The organism is Gilliamella sp. Nev5-1 (assembly GCF_001690895.1).
Taxonomy (GTDB): domain Bacteria; phylum Pseudomonadota; class Gammaproteobacteria; order Enterobacterales; family Orbaceae; genus Gilliamella; species Gilliamella apicola_C.
Genome location: NZ_LZHO01000040.1, coordinates 12,135 through 32,554, shown reverse-complemented (window position 1 = coordinate 32,554; position 20,420 = coordinate 12,135). Strand labels below are relative to the sequence as shown.

Annotated in this window: 19 protein-coding genes; 9 read left to right on the top strand and 10 right to left on the bottom strand. The window is 35.9% G+C overall.

Going from position 1 to position 20,420, the window contains the following annotated elements; all coding sequences use genetic code 11:
• Positions 1–92: 92 nt before the first annotated feature.
• The 3 genes from ompA to A9G41_RS06190 form a co-directional block, all read right to left on the bottom strand.
• The gene (gene ompA, locus A9G41_RS06200; RefSeq protein ID WP_075539450.1) at positions 93–1,187 is read right to left on the bottom strand and encodes a porin OmpA; all 1,095 of its coding nucleotides are present in this window, start codon (positions 1,185–1,187) and stop codon (positions 93–95) included.
• A 193-nt stretch (positions 1,188–1,380) separates the two neighbouring features.
• The gene (locus A9G41_RS06195) at positions 1,381–2,289 is read right to left on the bottom strand and encodes a recombination-associated protein RdgC (RefSeq protein WP_065582128.1); all 909 of its coding nucleotides are present in this window, start codon (positions 2,287–2,289) and stop codon (positions 1,381–1,383) included.
• Positions 2,290–2,402: 113 nt separating this feature from the next.
• On the bottom strand, positions 2,403–3,152 hold the full coding sequence (locus A9G41_RS06190) for a MipA/OmpV family protein (RefSeq protein ID WP_065582129.1): 750 nt from the start codon (positions 3,150–3,152) through the stop codon (positions 2,403–2,405).
• A gap of 168 nt (positions 3,153–3,320) precedes the next feature.
• Between A9G41_RS06190 and A9G41_RS06185 the strand changes: the two genes are divergently transcribed.
• From A9G41_RS06185 to A9G41_RS06175, 3 genes are all read left to right on the top strand, one after another.
• Positions 3,321–4,730 (top strand): aspartate aminotransferase family protein, encoded by a 1,410-nt coding sequence (locus tag A9G41_RS06185; RefSeq protein WP_141675190.1) that lies wholly within the window; start codon positions 3,321–3,323, stop codon positions 4,728–4,730.
• A 66-nt stretch (positions 4,731–4,796) separates the two neighbouring features.
• A complete protein-coding gene (locus A9G41_RS06180) occupies positions 4,797–5,846 on the top strand; it encodes a GNAT family N-acetyltransferase (RefSeq protein ID WP_065582130.1) in 1,050 nt (349 codons plus the stop codon).
• Positions 5,843–6,721 (top strand): arginase family protein, encoded by an 879-nt coding sequence (locus A9G41_RS06175; RefSeq protein ID WP_065582131.1) that lies wholly within the window; start codon positions 5,843–5,845, stop codon positions 6,719–6,721. Before A9G41_RS06180 ends, A9G41_RS06175 begins: the two co-directional genes overlap by 4 nt.
• A gap of 56 nt (positions 6,722–6,777) precedes the next feature.
• On the opposite strand, the gene A9G41_RS06170 is transcribed toward A9G41_RS06175, so the two are convergent.
• The 4 genes from A9G41_RS06170 to A9G41_RS06155 are packed head-to-tail and all read right to left on the bottom strand — an operon-like array spanning position 6,778 to position 9,165.
• Positions 6,778–7,179 carry a DMT family transporter gene (locus A9G41_RS06170; RefSeq protein WP_065582132.1) on the bottom strand — a complete coding sequence of 134 codons (402 nt, stop codon included), beginning with the start codon at positions 7,177–7,179 and terminating at the stop codon, positions 6,778–6,780.
• A gap of 1 nt (position 7,180) precedes the next feature.
• Positions 7,181–7,537: an EamA family transporter gene (locus A9G41_RS06165; protein WP_065582133.1), complete on the bottom strand. Its 357-nt coding sequence runs from the start codon at positions 7,535–7,537 to the stop codon at positions 7,181–7,183.
• A complete protein-coding gene (locus A9G41_RS06160; protein ID WP_065582134.1) occupies positions 7,537–8,370 on the bottom strand; it encodes an alpha/beta hydrolase in 834 nt (277 codons plus the stop codon). Before A9G41_RS06160 ends, A9G41_RS06165 begins: the two co-directional genes overlap by 1 nt.
• Positions 8,371–8,382: 12 nt before the next feature.
• Positions 8,383–9,165 carry an MtnX-like HAD-IB family phosphatase gene (locus A9G41_RS06155; RefSeq protein WP_218057738.1) on the bottom strand — a complete coding sequence of 261 codons (783 nt, stop codon included), beginning with the start codon at positions 9,163–9,165 and terminating at the stop codon, positions 8,383–8,385.
• A gap of 109 nt (positions 9,166–9,274) precedes the next feature.
• Between A9G41_RS06155 and A9G41_RS06150 the strand changes: the two genes are divergently transcribed.
• From A9G41_RS06150 to glnS, 3 genes are all read left to right on the top strand, one after another.
• Positions 9,275–10,003, top strand: coding sequence for a response regulator transcription factor (locus A9G41_RS06150; protein WP_065582135.1), 729 nt, complete (start codon positions 9,275–9,277; stop codon positions 10,001–10,003).
• Positions 10,000–11,343, top strand: coding sequence for an ATP-binding protein (locus tag A9G41_RS06145; RefSeq protein ID WP_065582136.1), 1,344 nt, complete (start codon positions 10,000–10,002; stop codon positions 11,341–11,343). Before A9G41_RS06150 ends, A9G41_RS06145 begins: the two co-directional genes overlap by 4 nt.
• A gap of 283 nt (positions 11,344–11,626) precedes the next feature.
• Positions 11,627–13,303, top strand: coding sequence for a glutamine--tRNA ligase (glnS, locus tag A9G41_RS06140; protein WP_065579731.1), 1,677 nt, complete (start codon positions 11,627–11,629; stop codon positions 13,301–13,303).
• A gap of 56 nt (positions 13,304–13,359) precedes the next feature.
• On the opposite strand, the gene A9G41_RS06135 is transcribed toward glnS, so the two are convergent.
• The 3 genes from A9G41_RS06135 to rhlB form a co-directional block, all read right to left on the bottom strand.
• Positions 13,360–13,878 (bottom strand): endonuclease V, encoded by a 519-nt coding sequence (locus tag A9G41_RS06135; protein ID WP_065582137.1) that lies wholly within the window; start codon positions 13,876–13,878, stop codon positions 13,360–13,362.
• A gap of 297 nt (positions 13,879–14,175) precedes the next feature.
• On the bottom strand, positions 14,176–14,427 hold the full coding sequence (locus tag A9G41_RS06130; RefSeq protein ID WP_065582138.1) for a hypothetical protein: 252 nt from the start codon (positions 14,425–14,427) through the stop codon (positions 14,176–14,178).
• Positions 14,428–15,355: 928 nt separating this feature from the next.
• Positions 15,356–16,585: an ATP-dependent RNA helicase RhlB gene (rhlB, locus tag A9G41_RS06125; RefSeq protein WP_065582139.1), complete on the bottom strand. Its 1,230-nt coding sequence runs from the start codon at positions 16,583–16,585 to the stop codon at positions 15,356–15,358.
• Between the two features lie 151 nt (positions 16,586–16,736).
• Between rhlB and trxA the strand changes: the two genes are divergently transcribed.
• The 3 genes from trxA (at position 16,737) to gndA (ending at position 20,297) form a co-directional block, all read left to right on the top strand.
• Positions 16,737–17,063: a thioredoxin TrxA gene (gene trxA / locus A9G41_RS06120; RefSeq protein WP_065582140.1), complete on the top strand. Its 327-nt coding sequence runs from the start codon at positions 16,737–16,739 to the stop codon at positions 17,061–17,063.
• A 379-nt stretch (positions 17,064–17,442) separates the two neighbouring features.
• Positions 17,443–18,705 carry a transcription termination factor Rho gene (gene rho, locus A9G41_RS06115; RefSeq protein ID WP_034910472.1) on the top strand — a complete coding sequence of 421 codons (1,263 nt, stop codon included), beginning with the start codon at positions 17,443–17,445 and terminating at the stop codon, positions 18,703–18,705.
• 176 nt (positions 18,706–18,881) lie between these two features.
• Positions 18,882–20,297 carry an NADP-dependent phosphogluconate dehydrogenase gene (gndA, locus tag A9G41_RS06110; RefSeq protein ID WP_065582141.1) on the top strand — a complete coding sequence of 472 codons (1,416 nt, stop codon included), beginning with the start codon at positions 18,882–18,884 and terminating at the stop codon, positions 20,295–20,297.
• Positions 20,298–20,420 lie beyond the last annotated feature (123 nt).

Here is a 20,420-nt window from a genome sequence, read left to right as displayed (position 1 = left end):
AAGGTGATATATAATTTAGTTGTTAACAAAAAAGATAGATAAAAAAACCCAGCTTTTAACTGGGTTTTAATCAATAAGTTAAGAAACAAAGATTATTTTGTTGATTTAATTACTTCAACTTCTCTTTCATTAAGTGCTTTAACTTCAATTTCAACACGGCGATCTGGGGCTAAACAAGCTTTTAAGCTAGCACCACGAAGCGCATTACATTTAGTGCCAGTAACTGGTTGAGATTTGCCCATACCTCGTGCACTGATAACGTGAGAAGGCACGCCATTGGCAACTAAGTATTTCATTACTGAATTAGCACGTTGTTCTGATAGTTTTTGGTTGTAGCTTACTGAACCAATACGGTCAGTATGACCAATTACTACGATAGCACTTTCAGTTGGTTTGATCTTAACTAGATTTGTAAGTAAGTTGTCTAATGCTTGACGACCTTCAGCTTTTAAGTCAGCTTTTGCATAAGCAAATAGAACATCTTCATTTAACACGTAACGGTTTACTTCAGTTTTTAATTCAACAGGAGCAACTATAGCTGGTGAACCTAAACGGTAAGTAATACCTAAACTCACAGTACCTGCATCTGGAGATGCGCCAGGTTTAGTATGAATATTGTGAACGTATTGGTACTCTAAACGAGTAGAGAAGTCTTCGTCGAAACGATAATCAACACCTAATGCATAAACTGGGGATAGATCAGTTTTCGTGCCATGACTAAGCGCGTCATATTTTTTAACCAATCCACCGTTTTTCCATTTAGCGATAGTGACCATACCACCTGCACGACCATAAATATCTAGACCGTCAACGATTGGATAGCTTAATTTACCTGTTAAAGATACACCTTGAGCGGAAACTTTACTATGACCAACGTCATAGCTTTTTCCAGCAGAACGGTAAGATCTTTTATATTTAGCTGAACCTAACCAGTCGTAACCTAATTCAAAAGCTAAATAAGGGTTTGCTTGGAAACCAAGGAAAGCACCGCCAGCAACATTGCTACGATCTGAAGTGCTGATGCCAAAGTGATCTGAAATACGAACTTTATTTGCATCTAATTTATAAAGCTCTGACCAACCTAATTTAGCACCTGTATAAAAAGTGTTGTCTTCGTATGCTGCGTTAGCTGCAGAGGCTGTTAAACTTGCAACTGCGATTGCTAGAGCTAGGGTTGTTTTTTTCATTTTATTGCCTCAACTTATATGTTGTTATAGACGATGTTTAGTTTTTTGTTGCTTAAAATTTACTTCAAATAAAAAGAACAATTACTTATTTTTATATAATTATGCTACACATAATCTGACGCTAGTATAGCATAGATAATAGGCAAAGCTATATTTATTGCCATCATGATATGAAAATTTTTAAATAGTTTTATCAAATAATTTTGTTAATTGTCAGGTAAAAGTCATCAATTGTATTGGCTAATGTATTAGCCATAATAAAAAAGTCTGCTTCCAGTTTTTTATCAAATTCATCTGATCCTATATCTTCATTTTCGTCTAAAATAATAGCATCAAATTTAATTCGTTTAAATGTTAAATCGCTATTAATGATAAAGCTTATGCCTCTTTCATCAATAATTTTAATCTTAGTTATCCATTTCCCTGAATCAAAATGGACGCGCATTTCATCGCTGGTGATATCTTGATTTTTACAACTAATAATCCCATTACCTTCAAGGGTATCTTTAAGTTCGGCCTGATCGCCTAATACAAATGGTGGAAAATTCAGATTTTCTTTAACCCATGTAGTCATGATTTGTTCAAGTGGTTTGTCAATAGACAATGGCGTTAATGCTAGTGAACCAAGCTCTTTGCGTAAAATTGCTAAAATATCTTCAGCTTGTTTAAAGCTACTACAATCAACAATAATGCGTTTATTGTGCATATCGATCCATAGCCAATAGTGATTATATTTACTAAATGCTCTTGGCATCAAATCAATCATAACTTCGTCTTTTAAAGTGGCTTTTTCATTTTTACTGAGCTTTCTACTTAGTGCTTGCTCTTGTTTATCAATTTTTTCTAATAGCGCTTGTTTGATGACGGGAGCTGGTAATATTTTGGTTTCTTTTTTGATACGTAATAATAAATGCCCTTGCATATCGACAATCAAATCATCTTGATTATTATCATGATAAGGCGAAACCCATCCCATCTTTGTGGTATCTAAATTACCGCAGGGAGTAAAAGGGTGAGATTTTAAGGCTTTTTCTATCGCATCTTTATTAAGTAGCGTGTCACTATTAAGTTGATAAATTATGGCATTTTTAAACCAAAGCATACTTTTCTATTTCCTGAATTTTGTGATGAAGATTTTATTTTGTTTAAACTGATACTAACTGATAGTGAGTAACAAGTCGTTATCTTTTCATTGTCAGTATCGATGTTTATGAATTAAAAATTATAAGATACACCTGCATAAATTGAGGTTGTTACATTATTATCAATCATAGGGCTGTGAGTTACATTACCTGTCAGTTCATCAATATGAATACCACCGAAAGTAGCAATATTATCGGTTAAAGAATATTGTGCACCAATTTCAAAGTAAGGCGTAACAGAACTATTTGAATTAAAATAACGCAAACCTGAACGTGAAGACTCTTTATGAGAAACGCCATAATAATAGGTATTATGTTTACTATTAGCCCAATTTATACCAATCGTGGGTGCGACAATTAAATTACCTTGTATGTAAGGCACGGTATAGTCAGTATTCACTAAGATACTGTGACTTTTACCAAGAACGTCAGCGCCAATACTGCTTGAAAAAATCCCCCAATCTGTAATGATATCGTAATTTACTTCTGCCAATAAAGTAGAGTGACGGCTGTTAAATTTTTTTAGCATGCGATTGTTAGCATCATGAGGTTTAAATTCATTAGCAAGATAGCGAGCACCAAATGATAGACTTTGGTTGTCGTCGTTTAATGCGTAAATACCGGTAGAGAGATCATCAATAAAAAAGGAACCATTATCATAATCAATATGAGGAATAGGATAGAAGCTTGAGCGATAACTCTTATAGGGTGAATTAGACCAGCCTAAGCCGATACCTAATGATGTGGGATCGGCTGATGCAATTTGAGTATAGCCTAAAGGAAACATTGATAAGATTGAAATTATGCAGCTTAAATTTTTCATTCTGATACCCACTTCTCGCAATATGACTCAAGACAATTATTGCAATAATTTTGCCTCTCAGGGTTATCGTCACAAAATCTATACACTAATCGTACATTGTTACAATCCATTTTCTTTAATAATAATGCCACATTTTATCGTGTTTGAATATGGATTAGTTAGATAATTATGAGTAAACCAACTTTAGAAATGATTAACAGTCGTCCTGATGATGCGACTTTGTTAGCAGATGAAGCAAAATATTGTTCTTTTGGTGACACTGTTCATTACGTTGAACCGCCAAAAATCTTTGATGGTTGTGAAGGTAGCTACATGTACGACAAAGAAGGCAAAGCTTTCTTAGATCTACAAATGTGGTATTCAGCATGTAACTTTGGTTATGCTAATGAACGTCTAAACAACGTTCTAAAAAAACAAATTGATATCTTACCACAATGTGCCAGCCAATATTTGCACCCAACTAAAATTGAATTAGCTAAAACCATTGCGCAAGGTATGGAAAAACGCTTTGGTTACGAAGGTCGAGTACATTTCAATGTAGGTGGTTCACAATGTATTGAAGACTCATTAAAATTAGTTCGTAATGCCTCGGGTGGTAAATCATTAATGTTTGCTTTCCAAGGTGGATACCATGGTCGTACTTTAGGCGCTTCATCTATCACATCAAGTTATCGTTATCGTCGTCGCTATGGTCATTTTGGCGATCGTGCTATGTTTGTTCCATTCCCATACCCTTTCCGCCGTCCCAAAGGCATGACAGCAGAAGAATATGGTGAACATTTGGTGGCTGAATTTGCGCGTTTATTTGAAACCGAATACCACGGTGTTTGGGATCCAAAAGTTGGACAAGCGGAATATGCAGCGTTTTATGCCGAACCTTTACAAGCAACAGGTGGTTATATTGTGCCACCGCGTAATTACTTTAAAGGTCTTAAAAAAGTGTTAGATCAGTATGGTATTTTATTAGTCGTTGATGAAATCCAAATGGGCTTTTACCGTACAGGTAAACTTTGGTCAATTGAACACTTTGATGTCAAACCTGATGTTGTGGTTTTTGCTAAAGCATTAACTAATGGACTTAATCCACTAGGCGGTTTATGGGCACGTGAAGAATTAATTAATCCACAAGTATTCCCAGTTGGTTCAACTCACTCAACTTTTGCCTCAAATCCACTTGGTACAGCAGTTGGTCTTGAAGTGTTAAAAATGACTTCTGAAACCGATTACGAAAAAATGGTCATGGAGAGTGGTGCTTACTTCCTAGAAGGTTTAAAAACACTTGAGAAGAAACACAAAGAGATCGGCGAAGTTGATGGCTTAGGTTTAGCGCTTCGTGCTGAAATTTGTACTGAAGATGGCTTTACTGCCAATAAAGCTTTAGTTGATAAGATGGTTGATATTGGTATGTCAGGTGATCTTGATTGGAATGGTAAAAAAATGGGCTTAGTACTTGATATTGGTGGTTATTACAAAAATGTCATTACTTTTGCTCCATCGTTACATATTTCTCGTCAAGAGATTGATCAAGGTATTGAATTACTCGATCAACTTATTACACGTGCTAAAAAAGAACTTTAATCATTCCCCGTCAATTTTATTGGCGGGGCTTCTTATCGAATTGAATCAATTACTCGTTATATTGTTATGAAATACATCAATCAGTTAGAACCGAATGAATTAATCGACAATTTTTTAACTCATCCACCACAAGATTTTTCAGCTTGGTTGAGTGAAGATGGTGTGCCTGTTTTTTCTGCTAAGTTCGATTTACTTACTACTGCTGATGACAATTTTAAAAATAAAATCGAGAAATTACCATTTTCAAAAAAATGGCGTCACTGGTTACAACCCAAAACTTGTTTTGTGGGATCGACGGTTTCTGAAAATGCGTTGTTGACTAATGATGTTGATGCTAATGAGTTGGCGAATAATCTTAAAAAAGCCTATGCGAAGCAATATCCTTTTATGATTATCAAAGATATACCGTCTGCATCTCCTTTATTGAGTAAAAAAGATAATCAATATTCAACACAATTTATTTCAGCCTTAAAAGAACAAGGATTTATCGAAGTAGAAGGTCAAGCATTAGCTTGGGTGCCGATTGATTTTAAAAACTTAGATGAAGTTTTATCGCGTTTTTCTTATAGTCGCCGTAAAAATTTCAGACGTAAACTACGCTCACGCGAAAAACTGAGTATCAAGGTTTTGCATAGTGGTGATGAATCTTTTTTTAACGATGCTGTTTTAGATGAGTATTATCAACTTTATCTTAATGTCTATCAGCAAAGCGAAGTGCATTTTGATTTACTTACCAAACCCTTTTTTACGCAGTTATTACAGAGTAAAACGAGAAATGCGCATATTGTTACTTATTATGATGATGATCAATTAGTCGGTTATAATATCTGTTTTGTTGTTAACAATATGTTGGTAGATAAATATATTGGCATGGTTTATCCCAAAGCGAGAGAGTTAAACCTCTACTATGTTAGTTGGTTTTTTAATCTTGAATATGCGCTACAGCAAGGATTTAGTCATTATATTGCCGGTTGGACTGATCCAGAAGTTAAAGCCTCTCTTGGCGCTAGTTTTACATTATCAAAGCATTTAGTTTATATCCGAAATCCATTATTACGGGTGATATTACGCAAATTCATTGGTCATTTTGAAAGTGACAAGGAGAAAGTAGCATGACCTCCCCAATTATACTCAATTTTGATCACAGCGTCGGTCAGATTAATGATGCCAAAACAATTGATGTTAATAACTGGCAAGAGAGTATTCGCTTTGGTTGTAGTGAAAAAAAATTCAAACAATTTCAATTATTACTAGAACAATCTTTACCTGAAAATTATGGCACGGTACTTATAGGCAGTGGCGATTATCACCATATTTCGTTATTATTAATTGAAAATCTCGCTAAACAATATTCAGCCGAAAATCCAATTCAAGTTGTGGTTTTTGATAATCACCCAGATAATATGCGTTATTTATTTGGCATTCATTGTGGTTCATGGGTTAGCTATGTGGCAAGTTTGCCTTTTGTGAGTCATGTACATGTGCTTGGAATTACGTCTAATGATATTGGGCTTACTCATTTTTGGGAAAATAGATGGGCACCGCTTTTTCATAAAAAGCTCACTTACTGGAGTTTAAACGTGAATACCGCTTGGGCGAGAAAAATCGGTTTGGCTCACGCGTTTCGATATTTTGAATCGCCAGATGATCTCATTGCCAGTTTTTTATCGGAACAATACCATTGTGCCCAGCCCATTTACTTATCGATTGATAAAGATGTATTAAGCGAAGAGGTGATCCACACTAATTGGGATCAAGGTCAGTTGCAAACTTACCATTTATTAGATACGATTTCCTCAATTAAACAACGCATTGTTGGTAGTGATATCACTGGTGAGTTATCAATATGGCAGCCATCGAGTTGGTTTAAGCGTTTTTTAAGCTCATTAGATAAGCAACCCATTATTTCATCTGAAAAGCTAAATGAGTGGCAACAAGAACAGCATCAGCTAAATTTGACATTACTAAACGCATTAGCATTGTCGTTATAAAAAATTTCAAGGAAAGCAGGTTTGAGTATAACCCTGCTTTTTTTGAGTAATTATTTTTAGTGGGTTTGATTGCTGGATTCTTGTTTAGCCAATTTACTTTCAGCGATAGCTAAAAATAGAATTCCAGAAACAATGAGTATGGTGCCAACGAATTTGAACAAGGTGATTTGTTCATTAAATAACCAAATTGACGCAATCATCACCGTAACGACTTCAAAGTGTGATGCGGCAAAAGCTGGGCCTACTGGCGCTTTTTTTAATAGCGTCATCCAAGTAAAGAAAGTTAGAATATACCCCGCTATTGAGATATAAATCCAAGGATTAGTAAATACGCGAATTAGCCATTCAATGCTCATTTCTAGCGGTTGAGCCTCAATAGCCGTCAATTTGAAGCTGCATTGCGCAATTGTGTCAAAAAAGAGCAATACAGAAAAACCAATAACATAGAATCTAGCCATATTAAGACATCCCTACAAAAACGACACCAGCAGTAATTAATAGCATTCCAATTAAGCGATAAATAGTTAGTAGTTCTTTGAAAATAATGCGCCCAACCACCATGATAGTAATGATATTAAATGAAGCAAGTAACACCCCTTGAGAAAGAGGAACTAAGGTTAAAAAGGCTAACCATAGTAAAAATTCAGCAACGTAGGATATAATCCCAACCCAAATCCACTTATTTTTAGATAAATCGAGCCAGTAATACCAACCATCACGATTATTGGGTGCGATGGCTGCAAATTTAAAAGCGACTTGCCCTAATGTATCAAAACAGATATTACAAACCCAAAGTATGATAACTAATGGTGACATTATGCTTTTATTCCTTCTGCTATATTATCAAAGAACGAGGCGCATTCCTTAATCACTTCACGGCGTTGGCTATCGATGGTAATTAAATGATAGCTATTATTTAATACTACCAATTTTGTTGGTCCTGACACCTGTTTTTCAACCAATTTTGCATTAGTTTCTATATTGGCGATATCATCATTACCAGAATGCATAATTAAGCAAGGCGAAATGACTTTGGGTAATTGCTTGCGCATATGTTTTGCTAATAACTGCATCTCAGCAAGAGCCGGAAAAGGGTTACCCGCAAGCCCTGCTGAGGCGGCATCACCACTTAACATACTTTCAGAGACTACCGCACGAATGCGCTCATCTTTAAGCCCATAAGGTGGTTGTTCAATGAAAACCTGTTTTTGAAAAATACCCAATTTTTTAAAGTAAACAAGTAAGAAAAACAGTTTTTTTGCCCAAAATGGCATACTCCAACCATCGTAACAAAATGTGGGCGCTAATACGCCAACTCCTTTAATTTGTTCAGGTCTATCTACTGCCAGTTTGAGCGCAAGGAGTGCCCCCATTGATAGTCCAGCAACAAAGATATTATCCACATGCTGCGCTAAATAATCAGCACCATCTTGCACGCTTTTATACCAATCTTGCCATGTTGTTTTACACAGATCTTCTTCGGTGCCACAATGCCCAGCGAGTTGGATTGCATAAACCGTAAATCCTGCTTTATGTAAGCCATTGGCCAAAATTCGCATTTCATTCGGGGTGCCAGTTAAACCATGAATTAATAACACGCCATTTCTGTTTCCAGGTAAAAAGTAAGATAAATCTTGAATTGTACTCATTAGTATTCCTTGTTATTTTACCATTGTGACGGGGATAACAGCATGTTTAGCCTGTTTTAATGCGGTGGTTACCTCTGCGAAGCTGGTAATTTTGCAGTGATTAATATGATTTTCTTTGCAATAATTAACTAGTTTATCTTTGGCAAACACAAAATCAACATGATGTGATACGCAGTAATCTGATGTGCCATCGCCGACATAGAGTATTTGCGGAAAATATTGCTGTTTTTTAACATGATGACATTTGCAATTGCCACTTTGTTTAATACAGTCTTTATTCGCATAAGGGAACTCTAGACGCCAACTGCGCAAATCATTATGCATCAATTTATTGGCGAAAATAGGTAAACGCGCAATGCCATGACGTTTTAAAATAAACTCAATTGCATAATCTAGCCCGTCGCTAACCACGTGAACAGGAATATTGTTTTGTTCGGCGTAATTAATAAAAGATTTAAAATCCGCGTCAATTTCAATTTGAGATAAGACTTCATTGAGTTCATCGAGGCTTGCATCCATTAAGGCAATTTGTTTGCTCATACATTCTTGAGAGCCAATTTTGCCACTTACCCACAATTCTTCAAGTTCATCACAACCAGCTTGCCCAAAGTGGCTCAGTAATGTATCTGTCACATCTTTTACACTAATGGTTCCATCAAAATCACACAAGACAATTGGCGTCTTATGTTGTGTATAATTTGGAGAAGAAAGGGAATTTGTTATTGATGAAAAAGCATCCATATTGATTTGATATAAAACTAGTTTATTTATAAATATTGGCGCAGATTTTCTCATAGAGTGGCAATAAACTTTGTAGACTCTTTGTATATGTTTTGTAACGGCCAATAAAATGTCTGTATAATGAGGCACCTCTAAATATCAGCTACGCAATTAAGAGCGCATAATGAGTGAACGTATATTAATCATTGAAGATGATCAACGGCTAGCCAATTTGATTCAAGTTTATCTAATTCGCCAAGGATACCTTGTGGAATGGCATAATAGTGGTAAAGGAGCCGAAGAAAAAATTCAACAACTTAATCCCGATTTGGTGATATTAGATGTCATGCTTCCTGAAAAAACGGGTTTTGATATCTGTCGTGATATACGTACATGGTTTACTAACTATATTCTCATCATGACGGCTAGCGAAGATAATATTGATGAAATTGTTGGGCTTGAATTAGGGGCCGATGATTATTTGGCAAAACCTGTTGAGCCAAGATTATTGTTGGCACGAATACGGGCTTTATTCCGCCGAAAACAGATAGAAACGGATAAAGAGCATACTAAAGAATGGATTGTGCCACACAACAATAAAACCCTTATATTTGATAATTTAGTTATTGATGGTGAAAATCGCAAAGTACTACTGCAAGAGCAAGAAATTGATTTAACCACTGCGGAATTTGATCTGTTATGGTTGCTTGCGCATAATGCAGGGATCATTTTATCTCGAAATGACATTTTTTCTCAGGTCAGAGGTATCGATTTTGATGGTAGCGATCGTTCAATTGATGCTCGAGTTTCAAGGCTTCGACGTAAATTACTCGATGATCCAGATAACCCATCACGCATTAAAACAGTTCGAGGAAAGGGGTATTTATTTATGCGAGAAGGAGACAGCCATTGAGCCAACTATTAGCTAAACCGCTATTTTTTAATCGCCGAATTATATTCTATCTCGTCATCTTACTACTGCTACAAAGTATTATTGCTTATGGTGCTTTACTTGTATTTGATTCATTACCTTCTTCATTAACGGATATACCAGATGATCATATTGTGTTTCGAGAATCTCAGCGTGGCACGGTCAACCTTATTCGTATGCAAATCAACCAGCATAAAGATCGCCCTCTTCAAGAAGTGGTTAACGAACTACAACCCTATTTTGCTTATCCTATCAAAGTACTGTCTGTAAATACTCCGTTATCCGAAGTGGTGCTTGACGAGCTAGCAAAGCTTGGGTTTTCTTATGATAGCGACAAAGAGGTCGTTTATATTGATGTAAAAGATGAGCATTTGCTCCAATTAGGCCCAATAGTTGTGCGGGATATTTTGGCATCCAACACCATGTCATTAACCCTATTTTTGATTATTTGGGCATTATTTAGTGCAATCATCTTTTTTATTTTAATTTATCTGGCTTTTAGTGCGGTTTGGAAAGATCTAGTCAATATTAGACAAACTGCCGAACAGCTTGGGCAAGGTAATTTAAAAGCACGAACTGAAAATGTAAAAGGCTGGTTATTTAAGCCACTTGCTAATGTGTTAAATAATATGGGAACGCATATAGAACACTTAGTGAGCACTAATCAAACGATATCTCATGCCATGGCGCATGAATTACGCACACCGCTTGCGCGTATGCGATTTGAACTTAGTATGCTGGAAGAGTCTAACGACGAGCAAGAAAAACGACTTTTACAAAAAGGCATGAGTGATGATATTAACGAACTTGAAACATTAATTACGGCTAGTTTAAATTACTTCAAAATGCAACAAAGTAATATTGAACTAAACCTAACGTCCGTATCGCTAAAAGCGTGGGGTGACAAAATCTGCCAATCACTCACATTATTTAAGCCAAAAGGATTTGAACTCACTTGTAATTGCCAAGATGTGCAAGCGATAATTGATACTAATTTAGTTGAAACGATTGTTAAAAATTTGTTACTAAATGCCTTTAAATATGCAGCACATAAAGCAGTTTTAAATATCACTAAACAAGGAAATCAAGTCATCTTTGAGATTGATGATGATGGTACCGGAATTCCATTTGATGCGCGTGAAAAGATTTTTATGCCTTTTGCTCGGCTTGATACTAGTCGAACCCGCTCAACCGGTGGTTATGGGCTTGGTTTAGCTTATGTAAAATTAATGGCAGAATTTCATGATGGCAAAGCCTTTGTTGTAACCAGCCCGCTTGGTGGTGCAAGATTTGTGGTTTCGTTAAAATCAGGTGATGCTTAAAACAATTGTTCTTTATCGCACCTTGTAAAAGTGCGTCAGAAAAGCTATTGATTTTATTGAAGTTTTTATTTGGCTGTTTTTTGTGAAAGATCGCGCTTTTTATGCAATAACGATCTGTTTTAATTAAAAGATTTATTTACAAACCATTTTTGTCGTTGCAAATAGCTTGTTTTCCGTTTCAGAAATAGGAAAAATTTGTTATATTCTTCGGTTAACATTACAAGTAATGACAAAGCAAATATTCTAAATTTGTTATTAATCAATATATCATCAGAGGTTTTTTATGAGCGGTTCATTACCGGCCGAGACAGATAATCGTCCAACTAACTTTATTCGTCAAATTATTGATGCTGATTTAGCGGCGGGAAAATATAAAACAACACATACTCGATTCCCTCCAGAACCTAATGGTTATTTACATATTGGCCATGCTAAATCCATTTGTTTAAATTTTGGTATTGCGCAAGATTATCAAGGTAAATGTAATTTACGTTTTGATGATACCAACCCAGCCAAAGAAGATATAGAGTATGTTGAATCAATTAAACAAGATGTTCGCTGGTTAGGATTTGAGTGGGATGGCGAAATTTGTTATTCATCTGACTATTTTGACAAACTATATGAATATGCAATTGAGCTAATCAATAAAGGGCTTGCTTATGTTGATGAGTTGTCAGCTGATGAAATCCGTGAATATCGAGGAACACTCACTCAACCCGGCAAAAATAGCCCATATCGTGATCGTAGTATTGATGAAAACTTAGCACTTTTTATTCAAATGAAAGAAGGCAAATTTGCAGAAGGAAAAGCCTGCCTACGTGCTAAAATCGATATGGCCTCGCCATTTATTGTCATGCGCGATCCGGTGCTATATCGTATTAAATTTGCCGAGCATCACCAAACAGGCAACAAATGGTGCATATACCCAATGTACGATTTTACCCACTGTATTTCTGATGCGATCGAAAATATCACGCATTCACTCTGTACACTTGAATTCCAAGACAATCGTCGCTTATATGATTGGGTTTTAGATAATATTACGATTGAAGCTCGCCCTCACCAATATGAATTTTCAAGATTGAATTTAGAATATGCTATTACTTCTAAGCGTAAATTAAACTTATTAGTTTCCGAAAAAATTGTTGATGGCTGGGATGATCCACGTATGCCAACCGTATCAGGATTACGTCGTCGAGGTTATACACCAGCCTCTATTCGTGACTTTTGTCGCCGAATTGGTGTCACAAAACAAGAAAACACGGTTGAAATGAGCACCCTGGAGTTTTGTATTCGCGAAGATCTTAACGAAAACGCACCACGCGCAATGGCTGTGCTTGATCCGGTTAAAGTGGTTATTGAAAACTTTTCAGAAAACCTTGATGAAGTGCTCAGTATGCCAAATCATCCTAATCGTCCTGAACTTGGTCACCGTGAAGTCACATTCACACGTGAAATCTATATTGACCGCGCTGATTTTAGAGAAGAAGCCAACAAAAATTACAAACGTTTGGTATTAGGCAAAGAAGTGCGACTACGTAATGCTTATGTTATCCGAGCTGATCGCGTTGAAAAAGATGCTGAAGGCAATATTCAAACGATTTATTGTAGCTACGATCCCGCTACGTTAAATAAAAACCCTGAAGATGGGCGTAAAGTGAAAGGTGTTATTCATTGGGTTTCAGCAAAATTTGCCAAACCTGCTGAAATTCGCTTGTATGATCGCTTATTTAACACACCAAATCCAGGTGCAGCGGAAGACTTTTTATCAACCATTAACCCGACTTCTTTGGTAATTAAACAAGGTTTTGTTGAACCAAGCTTACAACATGCGGATATCGGGCATGCTTACCAATTTGAGCGCGAAGGTTACTTCTGCTTGGATAGCAAATTTGCAACTGAAGATAAGCTAGTGTTTAACCGAACCGTTGGCTTAAGAGATAGTTGGAACGAAGCATAATTAAACGTGCAATCATCGCCGGCACGAGTCGGCGAATGATAACTAACTAGATGACTTTACTTTTCATGTTTAAACAATTTTGTTTGTTGATCTAAATAGCTGAGTAAATCAGGCATTCGGTATTTACCCGCCATTGATTGCACATTTTCTGCTGCACGCTCTAACGATATACCCATTGACGTTACATATAGTGGGTGTTTACTTTGGCCACGAATAACTTCAATCAAATATTCGCTATTCCCCGCAAAAGGTTTTTTAGCAACGCCAATAATTGGGATCATTTTGTTTAACGCATTATACAAATGCCCACCAAGGCCTATCTTACCGTCATTCAAATGGACATAGCCATCAATAACGATGGTTGAGATCTGGCTTAAATCAACTTTATTAAGCAGTGACATTATGCAAGGTAATTCACGTTGATAAAATTGACCAGATTGATAAGGCGCAACATTATCTTGATAATCGATGATTAAGCTTTCAACCGCATTTTTCGAATCAGTCCAATGATTAAATAAAACGCCGACCGATTTGGCTCGGTCATTAATGTAATAGGCATCAATTGCAAGTATCATAGTGAGTTATAGTTTTTTTACCTGTTTATCATGATGATTTTTTTCACTTCATTAGTTAATTTTAATACAATAATCATTAACAAAATAGTACCAATTACTAAACAAACGCAAATTAACTATTTAAGTAAAAAGCATCGCCTGCCGATTCACTCTTTGTTGTAGGTAACATTTTTCCCTGCTAGCATCACATTATTCGCCAATAAAGGTTTGTGGTGCATCAAATACGCACATTAAATTGGGAATAAAGTAAATCTATTCCATTTAGTGATGTAGTGGTTGTTTTCGTTGCTCCCTAAATTAAATGAAAGGTTGATTATTTGTGCTATTAAATATAACGCTCATTTGGTTACGGTCAAAGGTAATAATCGGTGGTGGTTCATCAGAACAGGCATTAATGGCTTTAATTTTTGACTGTTTGATATTTAAATTAACACTGATATGTTGGTTATTATCATCCTTATCTTTATCTGTACTTCGAATAATATACTCGTCAAGTTTATGCCAATTTTTATCTTTATCATTGATTTTATAATGAATGCTAGCATGCAATGAGCAAGTCAGATAGCTGTCATTTTAGGAAATAATTCGTATATTAAATAAGCGGTGGTTAACATCAAGTTGATAATCAATTGCGTCAACAAGGAATATTTCAGGTAGTGTGCGTACTCAATTTGATTGCACTACGATTTAGAAAGTTTAAAAAACATTTAATTGCCCTAGAAATGAAAGTAGCTCAAGAAAGTTATGTATTGATAGAAAACCAGTTGCAAACACTTGGGTAAGCAAAAGTGTGTCTTGAGGTTCATGGTGAAATTGAGAGCCAGCATCTCGGCTACTTATGTGCTTATGTGCGCAAGATATCTATTATGTAGGATGCATCACAGAAATTGGGGAAACATCTTAACAAGTTTTTATCAATAATTATTCAAAGCTTTTTTGCCAAAGTGTACACGGAAAAATAGTTTAATTGAGGATATTGAGTATACAGAAACCAAGGCTTACCTTCTTTAGACTAGTGGTATTTTTAAATAATTCAATAAAACAATGAAAGCTGAATATTATGATGTTATGTTTAGACGCAATATCTGCACTTAATTATCTGAAAATAAAAAGAAAATTGAGTAATGGCTTCAATTTTATAATAAAGAAATAGCTCATTGAGACAAGTATTGTTAAGGTAAAACGCCTTGGCAAACTTGGTTAGGTGCCAAAGGCGCTAGTTAAGGAAAAGTCACTGCAGAATTTATTTTACTCATCGGTTCAGTGTTTTGTTAACATAAATTCTAATGAATAGTTAGTGTCTGTTAGCTCATGTTTAAGCTACTACAATTGCTAGCTCAAACATAAGCTGATATACCATATTTTTAATTGTAGATTTAGTATCTTATCTCAAAACCAGCAACGCTCACTTTTGCAAATATGGTGTCAGATTAAATAGTAACGAATATATAATTCTTGTACCTCACTGTTTACTTATCTAGTTTGTAGACTTTCTACGTGATGGACGCCGAAAAGGTTTTGGCGTTGGTAAATCAACTAATAATGCAGAAGGGTCATACTGGCTAACGGGAATAGCATGATCAATTGCTTTTTCAATTGCGGGTAAGTTTTGCGAATAGCGCTCGCAGGCAAGGGAAATCGAGTATCCCTCAGCTCCCGCCCGCCCTGTACGACCAATACGGTGTCTGTAATCGTCACAATCATCAGGTAGATCATAATTAAATACATGGGTAACATTAGGAATGTGTAAACCTCGAGCAGCCACATCGGTCGCAACTAAAATATCAAGATTACCTTGTGTAAATTGCTCTAAAATTGATAAACGTTTTTTCTGAGCAATATCGCCAGTGAGTAATCCAACACGGTGACCATCAGCAACAAGATGTCGCCAAATCTTTTCACAAGCCACTTTGGTATTAGCAAACACAATACAGCGATCTGGCCATTCTTCTTCAATAAGTGTTTGTAAAAGCGCTAATTTATCTTCATTTGATGGAAAGAATAGTTCTTCTTTGATTCTGTGACCAATCTTTTGTTCTGGCTCAACTTCAACATACTGTGGATTGTTCATATGTTCAAATGCGAGCTCACGCACATTATGTGTTAATGTTGCAGAAAATAGCATGGTTAGCCGTTTTTGCGGCGGCGTAATGTGTTTGAAAATCCAACGTATATCACGAATGAATCCTAAGTCAAACATACGATCGGCTTCGTCTAAAACGACAACTTGAAGCGCTTCTAGGTTGATATAATTTTGTTTAGCATAGTCGATTAATCTTCCTGTTGTGGCAATTAATATATCTACGCCGTTAGATAGCATTTTTAATTGTTTATCGTAGCCATCGCCACCAAAAGCTAATCCTAATTTTAAATCTGTTTCTTCAGATAACGCTTGTGCATCATGATAAATTTGCACAACTAATTCTCGTGTTGGTGCAAGAATTATAGCTCTTGGTTGATTGGTTTTGTGATCAGGTAAAGGTTCATGATTCAACAGGTGATTAAATGTTGAGGCTAAAAAAGCCATTGTTTTGCCAGTTCCTGTTTGCCCTTGCCCAGCAATATCGATCCCTGTAGTGGTTAATGGTAATGTTTTTTCTTGGATTGGCGTACAGTAAACAAACCCTTTTTTCTCAAGTGCTTTTAACACCAAAGGATGAAGAGGAAATTGACTAAAAGTTGTTTGGGTAAGATATGATTGAATCATTATGGTTGCAGATATAATTATCAGAATCTCGAGATTATAACACACTAAATACCGTGACATCACTAATAATTATATCCTATTATACTAATTACTAGTCGAGTAATTTAAACTCATCTATTATTGCATTAAGTAAAATATGTTGGAGGTAAAAATGAGTAATAATATCGTTCAGTTATCGGAAGCTACTTTCGATAGGACAATTAATGAATCAGCAAAACCAGTACTTGTTGATTTTTGGGCCTCTTGGTGTGGGCCTTGTAAAATGATTGCTCCGATTTTGGAAGAAATAGCTCAAGAATATGCGGATAAAATCGTTATTGCTAAATTAAATGTTGAAGAAAACCCTAATATAGCGCCTAAATTCGGTATACGAGGCATTCCAACATTGTTGATTTTTAAAAATGGGCAAGTGGTTTCGACTCAAGTCGGTTCGCTATCTAAAGCGGAGCTTAAAAATTTTATCGATTCTCAATTATGAAATAGCCTTTATATTGCATAAGAACTAAGAATTGAATAAAAACTAAGATAATAATTATTAAGAGAGTAGTGCATTGTGTACCGCTCTTTTTGCTTATTTTTACAAACAAGACTAATTAATGCAATTAAATCTAGACATATTGATATTTTTAGTGTAAATTGCGAGCTTCTTACAAATACTCCTTTCTACAAATTCATTGTTTTTATTGGTAAAGTGGTGAAATTCTATATACAGATCTTTAATTATCATCAATAGCTTAGTAATCGATTGAATTTATGTGCTGTAAGGGAAAGAATTTTTTATAAGTAAATGAAACAAAGATACACAAATAGTATTAATTGCAAACATATCAATTTTATCCTCAAGAATTTTTAAAATTATGAATTTAACTGAATTAAAAAACACTTCTGTCTCTGAGCTTGTAGCGCTTGGTGAGAAAAAAATGGGGCTTGAAAATCTTGCCCGCCTTAGAAAACAAGATATTATTTTTGCGATTTTAAAGCAACATGCCAAAAGTGGTGAAGATATTTTTGGTGATGGTGTGCTGGAAATTTTACAAGATGGTTTTGGCTTTTTACGCTCTGCTGACAGCTCTTACCTAGCAGGACCAGATGATATTTATGTATCACCAAGCCAGATTCGGCGGTTTAATTTACGGACGGGCGATACTATTGCAGGTAAAATTCGCCCACCAAAAGAAGGCGAACGTTATTTTGCTTTACTGAAAGTTAACGAAGTCAATCATGATAAGCCAGAAGATGCCCGCAATAAAATCCTTTTTGAAAACTTAACTCCCCTTCATCCAAATTCTCGTTTACGTATGGAACGAGGTAATGGCTCTACAGAAGATATCACAGCCAGAGTACTTGATTTAGCATCGCCAATTGGTAAAGGTCAACGTGGTTTGATTGTTGCACCGCCTAAAGCTGGTAAAACAATGCTTTTACAAAATATTGCTCAAAGTCTAGCAGTCAATCATCCTGAATGTGAATTAGTGGTATTGATGATTGATGAGCGCCCAGAAGAAGTGACCGAAATGCAACGTCTAGTTAAAGGCGAAGTTGTTGCTTCGACTTTCGATGAGCCAGCAGCAAGGCACGTTCAAGTCGCTGAAATGGTAATTGAACGTGCAAAACGTTTGGTTGAACATAAAAAAGATGTAATTATTTTATTAGATTCGATCACTCGACTTGCTCGAGCTTATAACACCGTTGTTCCATCATCAGGTAAAGTATTAACTGGTGGTGTGGATGCAAACGCGCTACATCGACCAAAACGCTTTTTTGGTGCTGCTCGTAATGTCGAAGAAGGTGGTAGTTTAACTATTATTGCAACTGCGTTGATTGATACGGGTTCTAAAATGGATGAAGTCATTTACGAAGAGTTTAAAGGTACGGGTAATATGGAAGTTCATTTATCACGTAAAATTGCTGAGCGCCGTGTGTTCCCTGCTATTGACTTTAATCGTTCTGGTACGCGTAAAGAAGATTTAATGACTTCACCGGATGAGCTACAAAAAATGTGGATCTTGCGCAAAATACTTAACCCAATGGGTGAAACAGATGCGATGGAATTTTTAATTGATAAACTTGCCATGACTAAAACTAATGATGAATTTTTTGAAATGATGAAGCGTTCATGATTTGTTCAGTTGATAATAAATATTATTAAAGTAATGAAAAATAGCCGTATTGTATTCTGATACGGCTTTTTTTATGGCAGAATATAGCGTAATTTATAAAACTTAAGTACGTTATAGATATTGTTAAAAAAAACCTTATGGTTAAGGTTATAAAGGTTTAATAAAGGAGCCAAATTATGTCAAAACAACAAATCGGTGTTATTGGAATGGCGGTTATGGGGCGAAATCTTGCACTTAATATCGAAAGTCGCGGGTTTTCTGTTGCTATTTATAATCGTTCTAAAGATAAAACCGAGCAAGTCATGGCTGAGCATTCTGATAAACAGTTGGCTCCTTACTTTACGATTGAAGATTTTGTCAATGCATTAGAGAAGCCTCGTCGTATTCTTATTATGGTGCAAGCAGGTAAAGGGACTGATGCGGTAATTGATGAGCTACGCCCATTATTAGATAAAGGCGATATTATTATTGATGGCGGGAATGCTTATTTTGAAGATACCATTCGTCGCAATAAAATGCTTTCAGATGAAGGTTTTAATTTTATTGGTACAGGAGTTTCTGGTGGTGAAGAAGGTGCACTTAAAGGGCCTTCAATTATGCCTGGTGGACAAAAAGAGGCTTATGAGCTAGTTGCACCGATATTAGAGAAAATAGCCGCTAAGGCTAATGGTGAACCTTGTGTCGCTTATATCGGCCCAAATGGCGCGGGTCATTATGTGAAAATGGCTCATAATGGTATTGAATACGGCGATATGCAACTGATAGCTGAAAGCTATTTTGTATTGAAACATGCTGCGGGTTTAACTAATGATGAACTAGCTGATGTGTTTACCGACTGGAATAAAGGTGAATTAGATAGTTATTTGATTGAAATCACAGCCGATATCTTTAGACATAAAGATGATGAGGGTAATTATTTAGTTGATGTGATTTTGGATGCAGCAGGTAATAAAGGCACAGGGAAATGGACCAGCCAAAGTGCATTGGATTTGGGGGAACCTTTATCTTTAATCACTGAGTCTGTATTCGCACGCTATTTATCAGCCATTAAAGATCAGCGCATTTCGGCTGCAAAAGTGTTAAAAGGTCCGCAAAACGAACCATATAGTGGTGATAAGAAAGTGCTTATAGAGAAGGTTCGTAAAGCACTGTATATGGCTAAAATCATCTCTTATGCGCAAGGTTTTGCGCAGTTAAAAGCCGCATCTCATAAGTACCAATGGGATTTAAATTATGGTGAAATTGCTAAAATTTTTAGAGCTGGATGTATTATTCGCGCCCAGTTTCTACAAAAAATTACTGATGCTTATGCTGATAACAATGAGATCGATAATTTATTATTGGCACCTTATTTTAATCAAACAGTTGAGGCTTATCAGCAATCATTACGTGATGTGGTGTCTTTAGCTGTACAACAAGGTATTGCGGTTCCAACACTTTCGGCAGCTATTGCCTACTATGATAGTTATCGTTCTGCGGTATTACCCGCTAATTTAATTCAAGCGCAACGAGACTACTTTGGTGCACATACCTATAAGCGTATAGATAAAGAAGGTGTGTTTCACACCGATTGGTTAAATATTGAATCATAGTATTTTCAATTTCTAATTCTATTTTTTAACAAAAGTGCAGAACTTGCGTGCACTTTTGTTTTTCTTCTTTTCTCTTTTTATATCCCAATAATTTATAAATACTTGTCATTATTGATTTTAAAC